This window comes from Flavobacterium aquiphilum (assembly GCF_027111335.1).
GTDB classification, from domain to species: Bacteria; Bacteroidota; Bacteroidia; order Flavobacteriales; family Flavobacteriaceae; genus Flavobacterium; species Flavobacterium aquiphilum.
On sequence record NZ_CP114288.1, the window covers coordinates 1,465,692 to 1,480,147 of the forward strand.

The following is a 14,456-nucleotide window of genomic DNA, read 5'->3' on the forward strand; positions in this document are numbered from 1 at the left end:
ATATAAATGAATTATCAACATATTTTTTTTGGTAAAGAAACTATATTTGTTTTCTCAAATTTTAATGATATAGAATGCTTCAGGTTCAAAATATTTCATTCGGTTATACCGAAAAAATCATTATCCAAAACGTTGGTTTTACAGTTTCCAAAGGTCAGAATATTGCAATTCTTGGGGAAAGTGGTTGTGGAAAAAGTACCCTTTTAAAACTTATTTATGGTATGTACGACCTAAATGAGGGGCAGATTTTCTATAACGAAAAGGAGATTTTGGGACCAAAATTTAATTTGATTCCAGGGATGCCATTTATGAAATATTTGGCTCAGGATTTTGATTTGATGCCTTATGAAACGGTAGCCGAAAACGTGGGCAAGTTTCTTTCCAATGGTTTTTTGCCTTTAAAAAAACTACGTATTCAGGAATTACTGGAAATGGTTGAAATGACAGAATATGCTAATGTAAAAGCCAAATTACTAAGTGGTGGACAACAACAGCGAGTGGCATTGGCGAAAGTTTTGGCACTCGAACCGGAAGTTTTGTTGCTTGATGAACCGTTTAGCCATATCGATAATTTTAGAAAAAATGCTTTGCGCAGAAACCTTTTTGCTTATTTGAAGAAAAAGGGAATTACTACTTTTATTGCGACCCATGATAGTACAGATGCTCTTTCTTTTTCGGATGAAACGATAGTTTTGCATCAAGGCAGAATTATCGAGAAAGGACCTTCAGCTGATGTTTATAATTATCCTTTGAATAAATATGTTGCCTCTCTTTTTGGCGAAGTGAATGAACTGAAATTGTCTCAATTGATGCCTATTGATGGTGAGGATGAAATTATTTTATTGTATCCACACCAATTGAAATTGGATCCAAGTGGTTCGATAAAAGCTGTTGCCAAGCAGTCTTTTTTTAAGGGAAGCCGCTATTTGATCAAAGCTGTATTTGATAAGAAAGTCATTTTCTTTGAACATGAATCTGCTTTGGAAGTTAATCAGGAAGTAGTTTTGAAAATTATTTAAGTATATTTTTTGCAAATAAAAAAAGGGATAGTTTATTATTAAGCCATCCCTTTTTCTATTCAGTTAGTTTTTCAAATATTTCTCTAAGAATTGGTCTTGCTCCCATAATAGGTGCAAAATGTTTTCTTTGGCAACATAACTATGCGCTTCTTTAGGTAATATTACCATTCGCACTGGCGCACCTAATCCTTTTAGAGCTTGGAAATAACGTTCTGTTTGCAAAGTAAAAGTGCCCGGATTATTATCAGCTTCGCCGTGAACTAAAAGCATAGGTGTTTTCATTTTATCGGCACTCATAAAGGGAGACATTGTATTGTACACTTCGGGGACTTCCCAGTAATTACGCTGTTCGCTTTGAAAACCAAATGGGGTTAAGGTTCTGTTATAGGCACCGCTTCTTGCTATACCACAGGCAAAAAGTTTGGAATGGGTTAATAAATTTGCCGTCATAAAGGCTCCGTAGGAATGTCCGCCAATAGCCACTTTTTTAGTATTGATGTACCCTAAAGCATTTACAGCATTTATTGCGGCTTCGGCATCATCGACTAATTGTGAGATAAAATTATCATTCGGTTCTGTAGTTCCTTCTCCAATGATTGGAAAGGACGCATCATCAAGAACAGCATATCCTTTTGTCACCCAATATACAAATGAACCATAATAAGGGAATGTAAATTCATTAGGGTTTTGACTGTTTTGCCCAGCACTGTTTTTGTCTTTGTATTCAGCCGGATATGCCCAAATTAGTAAAGGTAATTTTTCTTTTTTGACTTTGTCGTAACCTTCAGGTAAGTATAACGTTCCGGATAATTCAACTCCGTCTTTTCGTTTGTATTTGATTACTTCTTTGCTCACATTTTTAATGCTTTCAAATGGGTTTGTAAAAGCGGTAATGGGAGTTAAGCTGTTTTTTTGTTTGATGTTTCTAAAATAATAGTTTGGGTATTCATTTTTTGACTGAATTTGAACTAATACTTTTCCGGTTTTAAAATCTTCAATTTCAAGTAAGTCTTCTTTTTTGTCTTTGTAAAGAGAAGTGTAAAGGCGTTTTGTTTGTAGCGTTTTTAGATTAAATTCGTCTATAAAAGGAAATTGACCTTCTTTGGTAAAACCATCTCCAATGCGGTATGCATTATTGTTTTCTATTGCTAATACATTTTTATTGTATTGATTTTTTTTGGTTTCAAAATTCCCTGGGTCCGAATAAATGTCTTGTGAGTTCCTGTCCGAAATAACTTTTGGTTTTTGATTCGGATCTGATGGATTTATCAAGTAAGTCTTGGTATTTCGAGTGTCATACCATTCATCTGAGATAACAGCAGTTGTTTCATTTCCCCAAATAATGTAGCTATAACGCTGTGGTGTTTTTACTAATGATGTAGCGTCTGCCGTAAAAGGGGCTTCCCATGAAAAGATTTCGTCTCTAAAATCTACTTTGTTTGCCGGATCTCCTTCGTCTAAGGCTACTGCATAATATAATGTGGCAGGTTTGTCATTTCTCCAGCCCATATCTCTTTTTCCTTTGCGTACTGCCATGAAGCCTTTTGGCATAATTTCATTCAACGGGACTTCATTAACTGTTTTTATTTCGTTTCCATTTTTGTCATAAACAACCGTTTTTGAAGGGAAACGATTTATTGGGACGATATATGAAAAAGGCTTTTGAATGGTTGTGACCATCAAATAATTTCCGTCAGGTGAAATTCTTTCTCCAGCATACATATCTGCAGTTTTGAATAAAGTCGCTTTTCCGTCTAAAGTAACTTTATATAGTTCAGATGTAATGATATTTTCGAAATTGATTTCATCATTTTTGTTTTTCAACATATCAGGATAAGTCCTGTTTTGTGATTTAGTACCAGTTGAATTTGAGATGATTGGCCCGGTTGGCAAGTCTTTTTTTGCATCTAATAATGCGGCTCTGTTTTTAGGCAACATTTTTACCAAAACAGTTTCATTGTCAGTAAACCAGCTATATGGAGTCCCTAGATTTGCGTTTAAAGTTGCATCAGTCAATTTGGTTGCTTTAGCAGATGCAACATCCAAAACCCACATTTCAACTCCTGTGGCGGCAGTGTTTGAAAAAAGAATTTTTTTCTCGTTTGGGGACCAAATTATATTACTTATTCGTGGATTTGATGGTAAACCCGTAACCTGTATTTCGTTTTTGTCAACAACCTTTCTAAGTTTGATATTGTTGATGTAGGTTATAGTGCTTGAAATATTAGTTATAGGATTGATCCTTAAACCTCCCAAACGCATTTCTTCCTGATTTAGATCATCAAGAGATTTATAAGTGGGCCTGTAACTCAATAGCATGTATTCTTTTTTGGTGTCTAAAGAAACCGATGGAGCTCTTTGGTAATCAGCTAAATCCAGTATTGATTTGGAGGGTTTTTGGTAGCTTAGATTTTCTTGTGCCAATGAAGATAAGCCTATACATAGAAATGCCAACAAGGGAATTCTTAATTTCATAGAGTAAAAATATTTTGATTAGTAATAGTCGATATGTCGAAACAAACCATTTTTGTTACATTTAGAACAAAAATAGCTTTTTTAGTGTTTTGAACTGAAATTGAGTTACGAGAACTTCAAGATTTTTGCTGTAGTTTTTTGTCAGTTGAAAAAATAGTAATCAAAGGAAAAGCTCTTAAAAAAAGAAATTAAATATTGTCAAAAAATGAGTAATTTGTGATCAAATTTTTTTTGAAATATTTAAATTCGTTACCTTCATTTTAATAAAATAATAAAAATATGTACCATTCAAAAATAACGGGATTGGGCTATTATGTCCCAGATAATGTAGTAACCAATGATGATTTGACTAAAATTATCGAAACAAGTGACGAATGGATTCAGGAAAGAACGGGGATTCAGGAAAGAAGACATATTATTAGGGGTGAAGATACTACCACCTCAATGGGAGTGAAGGCTGCCAAAATTGCAATGGAACGTGCAGGAGTTTCTGCAGATGATATCGATTTTGTGGTTTTTGCAACATTAAGTCCGGATTATTATTTTCCAGGGCCGGGAGTTTTGGTACAGCGTGATTTAGGATTGAGAACAGTTGGAGCTTTGGATGTGAGAAATCAATGTTCGGGTTTTGTTTATGCCATTTCTGTAGCCGATCAATTTATCAAAACAGGAATGTATAAAAATATTCTGGTGATAGGTTCGGAGGTGCATTCTACGGGATTGGATATGACAACGCGAGGAAGAGGTGTTTCGGTTATTTTTGGAGATGGGGCAGGAGCTGCTATTTTGAGCAGAGAGGAAGATTTGACCAAAGGGATTTTGTCAACACATTTGCATTCAGAAGGGATTCACGCCGAAGAACTGGTACTTAAGGCACCGGGAATGGGAGGCCGTTGGGTTACTGATATTCTTGCTGATAATGATTCAAATGATGAAAGTTATTTCCCTTATATGAATGGACAATTTGTTTTCAAAAATGCGGTGGTTCGTTTTGCTGAAGTAATCAACGAAGGATTGGAAGCTAATAATCTGCAGGTTTCGGATATTGATATGTTGATTCCACATCAGGCTAATTTGAGAATTTCTCAGTTTATACAAAAGAAATTCAATTTGAATGACGATCAGGTGTTCAATAATATTCAGAAGTATGGTAACACAACTGCAGCTTCTGTACCAATTGCTTTGACCGAAGCTTGGGAACAGGGAAAAATAAAATCTGGAGATACGGTCGTATTGGCTGCTTTCGGAAGTGGTTTTACCTGGGCAAGCGCCATTATAAAATGGTAAATTATTTACGTGCTGATTAAGAATTAGATATAACTATAATAAACAATAAAAAACCCCAAGAGTTGGCATTCTCTGGGGTTTCTTCTTTTGGCAATCTATTTATTAAAACTAATTTTTAATTCATTTTTTTTAAATGATGGCAAAAAAGCCAAATGCTTTCTTTTAGCCCCGATTAAAGCGAAAATCCTCCCGATTTTTTTTTTCGGGAGATTGTAGCGGAAAGCGGGACCAATGCCGGCAAAAAATGTCTTTTGTTTCTGCTCCAAAAAATGATTTAGATTTTAAAATCCACCACTTTTTTGGGTTTCGTTTTTATCTCTTTCTTTTCTTTGAATCGCTCTGTTTTTACCGGTTCCAAATCGGTAATTGAATCCTATGTAAGCTGTTTGGCTTTCCCAGTGGAATTCTCCGTTTTGTGCTTTTGGTTTTGTTGCATCGAATGCAAAATGCATCGTGTTGAATACGTCGCTTACACGGGCAGTTATGGTTCCGCTACCTTTAAGGACTGTTAAACTGGAACCGGCATCTATTTTCCACATTGGTTTTCTTAGAAATTGCAATGTCAAATCTTCGCCACGGTACATTCCTGTCAATTGGAAACGTAAATTTTTACTGGCTTTGAACGTGTTGCTAATTCGAGAATTGAAAGTAGTAACATCAACTTCCACATAATCGGTTTCAACATATCCTTTGGTGATTTTGTTGTACAAATCAAAACTGATGTTGGCACTGTACCATTTCGTAAAGTCTAAATTTGCTGAAGCTTCAAATCCGAAAGCGTGGTTGTCGCCTATGTTGGCGTACGATAAAATTTGTTTTTGTGGATTGTTTGGGTTTTCAGTGAGGGTTCTGTTAATTTCGTCGTTAATTTGACGGTAAAATACTCCTGAAGTAATAGAACCGATTTTTGTTTTTCGGGTGTAATTTACTTCAATCGAATTGGTGAATTGAGGAAGTAATTCCGGATTTCCTTGAGAGTCGATCAAAGGCGTGCTCCACTGACGAATTGGGTTTACCTGATCGATACCTGGTCTGTCCACACGTCTTGAGATACTGAAATTATAAGAATCATTATCGTTTGGAGTATAGGTCACAAATCCGGAAGGGTAAATTGTGAACAAATTGTCATTGAACTTACCATCGGCTTCATTCACTTTTTTGAATAACGCATCAGCAGTGTATTTTTCAAAACGGGCACCAACTTGAGCGTTCCATTTTGTCCATTTTTTTGCAATAGTGGTGTAGGCTGAATAAATATTTCTTTGATATTCGAAATTCGAATTATAAGCACCGTTCAATAAGAAATTGTTTTTGGTGTTTTCAATTCGGGTTTCAAGTCCGGCTTCCAATTTTACAGTCTCACTTAATGGGTTTACGTAATCTAAATTAAGTAAAACATTTTCACCTTTGTTCGTAATATCATTTTGAGCAGGCGGAGTATTGTACTGACTGTCTTCGGTATTGTCGTTGTTGCTATAATTACCTTCAAATTCAAGAGTATGTCCTTCTTTCTTGAAATTTTTCTTGTAATCTAAATTATAGGTTTGTGTATAATTATCGTTGTCGCTGTTGAACAATTGGTAAATATCAGTTTTTGCAGGATCGACATAATTTACATTTACCTTGGATTCTGATTTATAACCGTTGATATTTTGTGTTGTGTAGATCGAGATAGTATTGCTGTCATTCAAATAAAAGTCAAGTCCTACTTTGGCCAAGTGCGAAGTGTTTCTATTCGAAAGATCAAAATATTGGGTATTCAAATCATTCGGTTCAGTTGTATTTATTTGACCGTGGTTGTGATTTTTTCCAGTTGTTAAACCATAGTTGGCGTACATATTCACTTTTCCGCTACGGTAATTCATGTCAAAAGACGAATTTGATTTTGGAGTTTCACCAAAAGTAACACCACTGTTTACACTTCCATTAAAGCCAATTTTTGCATTTTTATTCAAAACGATATTGATGATTCCGCTCATTCCCTCCGGATTGTATTTTGCCGAAGGATTGGTAATCAATTCAATTTGTTTGATTGACGTTGACGGAATTTGTTGCAATAATTGAGAAGCACTAACTGTAGTTGGTTTGCCATCTACAAACACCCTAACGTTTGAGTTTCCTCTAAGGCTTATCGCGTTGGTTTGTGGATCAACACTTACCGAAGGAATGTTGTTCATGATTTCGGCAGCAGTCGCTCCTGCGCTCAACAAATCTTTGCCTACATTGATAACTTTTCGGTCTGTTTTTTGTTCGATTATAGAATGTTCTTTGACAATATCAACCGATTGGAGTTCTGTAATATCTTCTTCCAAAACGATTTCGATAGAGGAACTTTTTTTTGATGAACTCAATTCTAAAGAAGTAGCGTATTTTTTATATCCAATGAATTCTACTTCTAAAGTGTATTTTTTTAATTCCAGGTTTTTAATCTGAAAGTTTCCTTTTTCGTCAGCAACAACACCGCTAACTACTTTTGGACCATCTTTTATAACTACTGAAGCAAATTGTACAGGCTGTTTTGTTGTTTTGTTTGTTACTTTTCCCGAAATGATTCCCGGGTTTTCGGCATTTGCGATTCCTATAATGCTCAATAGGAAAAATGTAAATAGTTTGAATTTCATGTTTTGTTTTAACTTTTTGTGATTGATTATTTTGATGATGATTGTATGTAAGACTATTTTATCTTCTTTTTGTAACACTTTTTTTTAGCGAAAAATAAACTTTGCTTTTGGATTTCGTTGAGAAGCTTTGATTTTTAAAGGTTTGTCAGCAGAAAATTTTTTTGAAAAATATTTAGTTTTGTAGTGTTTTCCTGTTTTTTGTGATTGAAGATGGGCATAATTTGAAGATTGTTTTGAATAATATATAATCCAATAGTTTCTATTAAACAGTGAAAAACAGAATGTAGTTATTCACTTTCGATATTTAGCGAATAAGCCCTATATTTGCACACTTAAAAAAATCAAGTATCCATGTCATTATCCAATATTCTTACCCCATCTATAGAAAAAGCAATTCAGACTTTGTTTGATGTAACCATTGATAAAATTGAGTTTCAAGCCACGCGAAAAGAGTTTGAAGGCGATATCACGATGGTTATTTTTCCGTTATTGAAGGTGGTAAAAAGCAATCCTGTTGAATTAGGAAATAAAATTGGAAATTATTTGGTAGAGAATGTTGCCGAAGTAGCCCGTTTTAATGTGGTTTCGGGATTTTTGAATATTGTGATTGCCGACCAATATTATCTGAATTTCTTTAATGGAATCAAAGATGTTAATCAATATGGGTTTGTTACGCCTTCGGCAAATGATAAGGCGGTGATGGTGGAATATTCTTCGCCAAATACAAACAAGCCATTGCACTTAGGCCACGTTAGAAACAACTTATTGGGTTATTCGGTTGCCGAAATTTTAAAAGCTTCCGGTAAAAAAGTATATAAAACCCAAATCATCAACGATAGAGGAATCCATATTTGCAAGTCAATGTTGGCTTGGCAAAAATTCGGTAACGGAGAAACTCCCGAATCCACAGGTTTGAAAGGTGATAAATTGGTTGGGAATTATTATGTGGCTTTTGATAAAGCGTATAAGGATGAAATAAATCAATTAATTTCACAAGGAAAAACCGAAGAAGAAGCGAAAAAGCAAGCGCCAATCATTCTTGAAGCACAGAAAATGCTTTTGGATTGGGAAAGCGGAAAACCAGAAATTATCGAGCTTTGGAAAAAGATGAACCAATGGGTTTATGATGGTTTTGGAACAACTTATAAAAACCTTGGGGTTGATTTTGACAGTTATTATTACGAAAGCAATACTTATTTGTTGGGTAAAGATGTTGTTCAGGTAGGATTGGACAAAGGTATTTTTGAAAAAGACCCTGATGGTTCGGTTTGGATTGATTTGACTGATGAAGGATTGGATCGTAAAATTGTATTGCGTTCAGACGGAACTGCAGTCTATATGACGCAGGATATTGGAACTGCAATCCAACGTGTAAAAGATATGCCGGATGTTGGCGGAATGGTTTACACCGTAGGAAACGAGCAGGATTATCACTTTAAAGTATTGTTCTTGATTCTGAAAAAATTAGGTTTTGACTGGGCTTCAAATCTTTTCCATTTATCATACGGGATGGTAGATTTACCTTCGGGAAAAATGAAATCGAGAGAAGGAACCGTTGTAGATGCCGACGATTTAATGAATGAAATGACCGGAACAGCTCAAAAGATTTCTGAAGATTTAGGAAAATTGGACGGTTATTCTGCTGATGAAAAAGCAAAACTATTCAATACAATTGGTCTTGGAGCACTTAAATATTATATCTTGAAAGTGGATCCAAAGAAAAGAATCCTGTTTAATCCAGAAGAATCGGTTGATTTTGCTGGAAATACAGGACCTTTCATTCAATATACTTATGCCAGAATTCAATCCATTTTAAGAAAAGCCGATTTTGATCTAAATGTAATATCGAGCGTAGTCGAGATGCACGAAAAGGAAAAAGAATTGATAAAACAATTGGAATTGTTCCCTGAGGTGATTCAGAACGCGGCCAATAATCACAGCCCGGCTTTGATTGCCAATTATACTTATGACTTAGTGCGTGAGTACAATTCTTTTTACCAGGCTGTTTCCATACTTGGGGAAATTGATTTAGCTAAAAAAACATTCAGAGTACAGCTGTCCAAAAAAGTAGCAGATGTTATTGCTGATTCTTTTAGTTTACTTGGGATAAATGTTCCGGAGAGAATGTAATTTTATAAAGCTTAAAATTAATATAAATGTCCCCAAAAAGTGAAATGCTGTTTGGGGGCTTTTTATTTGTAATTAAATCTTAGATTTTAATCGACTTAAAGTTTCTTGTGAAATGTTAATATATGAGGCAACAATCTTATTTGGAAGTCTTTTTACAATTGTTGGATTTATTTTTAGCAGTAGATTATAACGTTCTAAAGCATTCATAGTTGTAAAAGACATCAGCCGGTTTGTGTTATTTACATATGCTTTTTCGAGATATTTGCAATAGAATTCCCGCCATTGCGGCATAATGTTTATCAAATGATTAAAATCTTCGTGACAGATATACAAAAGCTCTGATTTTTCAATTACCTGTATATATTCTGTTGAAGGCAATCCGGTAATAAAGCTTACCAAAGCGGTTGCTAATTGGTTTTCGAAAGCAATATACCGAGTGACATCTTTTCCCTCTTCATTAATAAAATAAATTCTTAAACAACCTTTGCTTACAAAATAAGTACACTGACTAATTTGTCCCTGTGAAAGTAGTAGATCATTTTTGTCTTGTTTTAAGGGTTTGAAGTAAGAAATAATCGTATTCAAATCTTCGTCAGAAACTTTAATATTTTTCTTTATATAATAGCCAAGTTGTTCGTAAATCATATTTAATTGTAATCTCTGATGAATTTTCGGTAGTGGATAATGTCTTCGATAGATAAAACTACGAGATCGTTCTGTTCAGCAAAATTAATGATTTCGTCTAGTTTAGCCATGCTTCCGTCAGCATTCATCAACTCACATAAAACCGCTTGAGGTCTTAAATTTGCCAATTTCATTAAATCAATACTACCTTCTGTATGCCCGTCTCTTTCCAAAACACCATTGTCTTTTGCTCGTAGTGGAAAAATATGACCAGGCCTTGCTAAATCAGATGCAGAGGATTTTGCTGCGCATGCCGTTTGGATTGTTTTTACTCGGTCAGTTGCCGAAACTCCTGTTTTGACTCCTTCTTTTGCTTCGATTGAAATTGTAAAAGGGGTTTGGTAATTGCTCGTATTTTCTTTAACCATATAAGGAAGGTTCAATTCATCGGCTTTGTCATTGGTCAGGCAAAGACAAACAATACCACTACATTCCCTAATCATCAAGGCCATATCCTTAACAGTTAAGTTTTCGGCAGAAAAAATTAGATCACCTTCATTTTCCCTGTTTTTATTATCAATCAATAAAATTCCTTTGCCGTTTTGCAATTGTTCCAGTGCTTTTTCAATACGATCTTGACTTGTAATTCCGAATTTTTCCAATGGATGTGATGTTGTAATTATCATTTTGGCTATGATTTTTAATATTTTTGAAATAATTTATTGTTGCAATTGTAAAGCGCAAATCTAAAGGCGTTTCAATTTCAAAACTTTGATATAAGTCAAAAAATGGTTTTGCGTATTATATAAGTTTTTAAATAAAGGTAAAACGAAAAAAATCCGAACTTTTCTAGTTCAGATTTTTTATGCGCTGCTTTCTATATGTATTATCAATTTGAAATAATGTGATAATTGATTTCGGCTGGTTTAAGGATTTTATCTTTAGAAACACAATCAACTAAAAAGCGTAATTCTTCAAGTTCTTTTCTGTTCAGCAAAATAATAAAGTTGGACTGCAAAGTCGGTATTGGAATTTTCTTGTCATATATGGAATTTTTATATTCACTTTCCCAATAATCAATATCTATTTGATCCAAATAATTGGCAAAACTGGTCATTTCTATACCACTCAATTCATAGGTCAAATTATTGAATAGCAATTGATACTTATCTCTTTGCTGGCAAAAAAGTAAAATGCCATCAGAAGTCCGGTTCAAAATTCTCAGATTGCACATAAACTTAGTTTTTAAATTATTATTTGATCACAAAAGAATCAATTATTGCTTCCATTTCAGCTTTAGTTGCTGTTGTTTTTAAATTATTTGAATAATATTGTAGACAAAAATAATATTTTTATTTAGAATAAATAAAAATAAAAAAATATATTTGTCAAAAATATCAAAAGTGATTCCGAATTGAAAATATTGAAAAGAAGTTATTCTTATTTGTTTTATTTCCTCTTTTGCAAAGGGAAGAAAATGAATTTCTACAAATTGATTTTACCGAAGTCTGTTTTTGAAAATAGGTGTATTTATTATGACAATTTTATTCTTCTGTGACAGATTAAAGTTTATGATAAATGAGCTAAAGCCTAAGAACTTTTTTGGTTAGTTTTTATTTTGTTTTTGGGAAAAGGAGACCGGCTTGTTTGGTCTCTTTTTTTGTTTATGATTTATGCCAAACGAAATTATGTTTTGGCTAAATAGGGAAGTTGGTTCATGTTTTTTTGGGGTAACTTTTTGCTGATTATTTTTAATTTAAAATCCGCATCAAACTTTGTTTAGAAGTCTAATGCGGATTTTAGGGTTAATGGATGAAGCAATTTTAATTCATTGCTATATCTTTTGTTTCTGTAATGATATCTCCTGATGAACTAACCATTACAATTTGAGTTTTATTATCTTTTTTTAGTTTTAGATGGTACACTTTTGTTAATATTTCTCCTTTTTGTTGGGAATATTCAAATTTACTTTTTACGATTGTCCATAGTGGATATGACATATAAACAGATTTACTAACTTCTCTTGGTAATTCTACGTTTGTATATTTTTCGGAAACAGATACTAATACTCCTTTTTCATCGAAAGTTGCTTGTAAGGCACCTTTTCTGCTTTCTAAGGTTACTAAATATTGGTCAAAATTTTTGCATTCGTCATCTACTTTATACAAGAGGAACTCGTTTTGAGTAGTTCTGACAACTGCATCAGGATTGTTGTCCGGAATGTATTTTTTAACCTGTGAAATTACTACTGTTGGTAATTCTTCAATTTTTACAGCTTCTGTTTTTTTATCTTGTGAATAGGTAACTGTAAATAGACTTAAGGATAGGGCGAATGTGAAAATTGTTTTCATGGTTTTGTGTTTTTTATATTGTTTTTTGTGAGAAAAAATTTTGCTTTTTGATAGAGTAAATGTACAATCTATTTTTGGAACAAAAAAATATTTAATTATTAATTTGATAAAAAAACAAGTAATTTTTTGATTATTGTTCTGTTTTTTGCTTTTATTTTGATTCTAAATAGAATTATATTTAATATTTTAACAATTTTCAAAATATTTCTAAAACGTTTTCGTGTAAACAATAAAATAAACGAAAACGTTTGATGAAATTCGTACTAAAAGTGTAAAATCTTAATAAAAAGCTATAACTGATGTTTGAAATGGAAGTGTTGGATATTGTAAATATGACATCTGAAAATTGATTCGACTCATATTTACTTTTGCAGTAAAGAATAATTTGATAACAACATTTTTACACCATTGATGTTTTTGTTTTTGGGAAAAGGAGATCGGATTTGTCTGGTCTGTTTTTTTTGTTTTTGACTTTATTTTGAAACAATTGCTTTTTTTATTTCTAATACTTTTTAAACTTCAATATCAAATCATTAAATTTGCGCCTTTAATTAAAGAGAAATACAATTATGTTCGATAATTTAAGCGATAAACTAGACAAAGCCTTTCATATATTAAAAGGACACGGGAAAATCACCGAAGTAAACGTAGCCGAAACTTTGAAAGAAGTTCGTCGTGCTTTACTTGATGCCGATGTCAATTTTAAAATTGCTAAAGATTTTACCACCAAAGTAAAAGACAAAGCGATAGGTCAAGATGTATTGACAACATTGCAGCCTGGGCAATTATTGGTAAAACTTGTCAAAGATGAGCTTACAGAATTGATGGGAGGAGATGTTGCAGGAATTAATCTTCAAGGAAATCCTTCGATTATATTAATGTCTGGTTTGCAGGGATCGGGAAAAACTACTTTTTCCGGTAAATTGGCGAATTATCTTCAAACGAAAAAAAATAAAAAACCACTTTTGGTAGCCTGTGACATTTACCGTCCGGCAGCTATCCAACAATTATATGTTGTTGGGGATTCCATAGGTGTGGAGGTTTACTCTGAACCTGAAAATAAAAATCCTGTTGAAATTGCACAAAACGCGATTAAGCATGCCAAAGCGAATGGATTCAATGTTGTAATTGTCGATACTGCTGGTCGTTTGGCTGTCGATAAGGAAATGATGGATGAAATTGAGAAAGTTCACAAAGCTATCCAGCCACAGGAAACTTTATTCGTTGTGGATTCTATGACGGGACAGGATGCAGTGAATACAGCTAAAGCATTCAACGATATCTTAAACTTTGACGGAGTTATCTTGACCAAATTAGATGGTGATACTCGTGGTGGAGCAGCGATTTCGATCAAATCGGTAGTGAATAAACCAATTAAGTTTGTGGGTACTGGTGAGAAAATGGATGCGATTGATGTTTTCTATCCAAATCGTATGGCTGAGCGTATCCTTGGTATGGGGGACGTGGTGTCGTTGGTAGAGAGAGCTCAAGAACAATATGACGAAGAAGAAGCTAGAAAAATCCAAAAGAAAATTGCTAAAAATGAATTTGGTTTTGATGATTTCCTGTCACAAATTCAGCAAGTTAAGAAAATGGGTAATATGAAGGACTTGGTAGGAATGATACCGGGTGCTTCGAAAGCAATGAAAGATATCGAAATTGAAGACGATGCTTTCAAACATATCGAAGCGATTATCCATTCGATGACACCAGGCGAAAGAAGTAAGCCTGCTATAATCGATGTAAAAAGAAAAGCCAGAATTGCTAAAGGTTCCGGGACAAAAATCGAACAGGTAAATCAATTGATGAAGCAGTTTGATCAAATGAGTAAAATGATGAAGATGATGCAAGGGCCAGGAGGAAAAAACCTGATGAAAATGATGGGTGGTATGAAAGGAATGCCTGGAATGCCTAGATAATAAAAAGACTGTTTCAAATTTTAAGTATCA

10 protein-coding genes are annotated in these 14,456 nt (G+C 33.8%); 4 read left to right on the top strand and 6 right to left on the bottom strand.

Going from position 1 to position 14,456, the window contains the following annotated elements; translation table 11 throughout:
* Positions 1-74: 74 nt before the first annotated feature.
* On the top strand, positions 75-1,019 hold the full coding sequence (locus OZP12_RS06120) for an ABC transporter ATP-binding protein (protein WP_281228161.1): 945 nt from the start codon (positions 75-77) through the stop codon (positions 1,017-1,019).
* Between the two features lie 63 nt (positions 1,020-1,082).
* Here OZP12_RS06120 and OZP12_RS06125 read toward each other — a convergent pair whose 3' ends face one another.
* Complete coding sequence (locus OZP12_RS06125; RefSeq protein WP_281228162.1) at positions 1,083-3,494, bottom strand: alpha/beta hydrolase family protein; 2,412 nt, start codon at positions 3,492-3,494, stop codon at positions 1,083-1,085.
* 279 nt (positions 3,495-3,773) lie between these two features.
* Here OZP12_RS06125 and OZP12_RS06130 point away from each other — a divergent pair, with 279 nt between their 5' ends.
* Positions 3,774-4,781 (top strand): 3-oxoacyl-ACP synthase III family protein, encoded by a 1,008-nt coding sequence (locus tag OZP12_RS06130; protein ID WP_281228163.1) that lies wholly within the window; start codon positions 3,774-3,776, stop codon positions 4,779-4,781.
* 281 nt (positions 4,782-5,062) lie between these two features.
* On the opposite strand, the gene OZP12_RS06135 is transcribed toward OZP12_RS06130, so the two are convergent.
* Positions 5,063-7,402: a TonB-dependent receptor gene (locus OZP12_RS06135; protein ID WP_281228164.1), complete on the bottom strand. Its 2,340-nt coding sequence runs from the start codon at positions 7,400-7,402 to the stop codon at positions 5,063-5,065.
* A 351-nt stretch (positions 7,403-7,753) separates the two neighbouring features.
* On the opposite strand from OZP12_RS06135, the gene argS reads away from it, so the two are divergent.
* Entirely contained in the window at positions 7,754-9,532 is a 1,779-nt protein-coding gene (gene argS, locus OZP12_RS06140) for an arginine--tRNA ligase (protein ID WP_281228165.1), read from the top strand.
* 72 nt (positions 9,533-9,604) lie between these two features.
* On the opposite strand, the gene OZP12_RS06145 is transcribed toward argS, so the two are convergent.
* The 4 genes from OZP12_RS06145 to OZP12_RS06160 all read right to left on the bottom strand — a co-directional run bounded on the left by OZP12_RS06145 (position 9,605) and on the right by OZP12_RS06160 (position 12,507).
* Positions 9,605-10,177, bottom strand: a complete 573-nt coding sequence (locus OZP12_RS06145) for a Crp/Fnr family transcriptional regulator (RefSeq protein ID WP_281228166.1) — start codon at positions 10,175-10,177, stop codon at positions 9,605-9,607.
* A gap of 2 nt (positions 10,178-10,179) precedes the next feature.
* The gene (ribB, locus tag OZP12_RS06150) at positions 10,180-10,842 is read right to left on the bottom strand and encodes a 3,4-dihydroxy-2-butanone-4-phosphate synthase (RefSeq protein ID WP_281228167.1); all 663 of its coding nucleotides are present in this window, start codon (positions 10,840-10,842) and stop codon (positions 10,180-10,182) included.
* A 203-nt stretch (positions 10,843-11,045) separates the two neighbouring features.
* On the bottom strand, positions 11,046-11,390 hold the full coding sequence (locus OZP12_RS06155) for a DUF6686 family protein (protein ID WP_281228168.1): 345 nt from the start codon (positions 11,388-11,390) through the stop codon (positions 11,046-11,048).
* A gap of 589 nt (positions 11,391-11,979) precedes the next feature.
* Complete coding sequence (locus OZP12_RS06160; protein WP_281228169.1) at positions 11,980-12,507, bottom strand: hypothetical protein; 528 nt, start codon at positions 12,505-12,507, stop codon at positions 11,980-11,982.
* A 569-nt stretch (positions 12,508-13,076) separates the two neighbouring features.
* On the opposite strand from OZP12_RS06160, the gene ffh reads away from it, so the two are divergent.
* Positions 13,077-14,426 (top strand): signal recognition particle protein, encoded by a 1,350-nt coding sequence (ffh, locus tag OZP12_RS06165; RefSeq protein ID WP_281228170.1) that lies wholly within the window; start codon positions 13,077-13,079, stop codon positions 14,424-14,426.
* Positions 14,427-14,456 lie beyond the last annotated feature (30 nt).

Bases quoted from the DNA above. Each gene is read 5' to 3' on its own strand.
- OZP12_RS06120 (WP_281228161.1), top strand. From the start codon at position 75: ATGCTTCAGGTTCAAAATATTTCATTCGGTTATACCGAAAAAATCATT.
- OZP12_RS06125 (WP_281228162.1), bottom strand. From the start codon at position 3,494: ATGAAATTAAGAATTCCCTTGTTGGCATTTCTATGTATAGGCTTATCT.
- OZP12_RS06130 (WP_281228163.1), top strand. From the start codon at position 3,774: ATGTACCATTCAAAAATAACGGGATTGGGCTATTATGTCCCAGATAAT.
- OZP12_RS06135 (WP_281228164.1), bottom strand. From the start codon at position 7,402: ATGAAATTCAAACTATTTACATTTTTCCTATTGAGCATTATAGGAATC.
- argS (WP_281228165.1), top strand. From the start codon at position 7,754: ATGTCATTATCCAATATTCTTACCCCATCTATAGAAAAAGCAATTCAG.
- OZP12_RS06145 (WP_281228166.1), bottom strand. From the start codon at position 10,177: ATGATTTACGAACAACTTGGCTATTATATAAAGAAAAATATTAAAGTT.
- ribB (WP_281228167.1), bottom strand. From the start codon at position 10,842: ATGATAATTACAACATCACATCCATTGGAAAAATTCGGAATTACAAGT.
- OZP12_RS06155 (WP_281228168.1), bottom strand. From the start codon at position 11,390: ATGTGCAATCTGAGAATTTTGAACCGGACTTCTGATGGCATTTTACTT.
- OZP12_RS06160 (WP_281228169.1), bottom strand. From the start codon at position 12,507: ATGAAAACAATTTTCACATTCGCCCTATCCTTAAGTCTATTTACAGTT.
- ffh (WP_281228170.1), top strand. From the start codon at position 13,077: ATGTTCGATAATTTAAGCGATAAACTAGACAAAGCCTTTCATATATTA.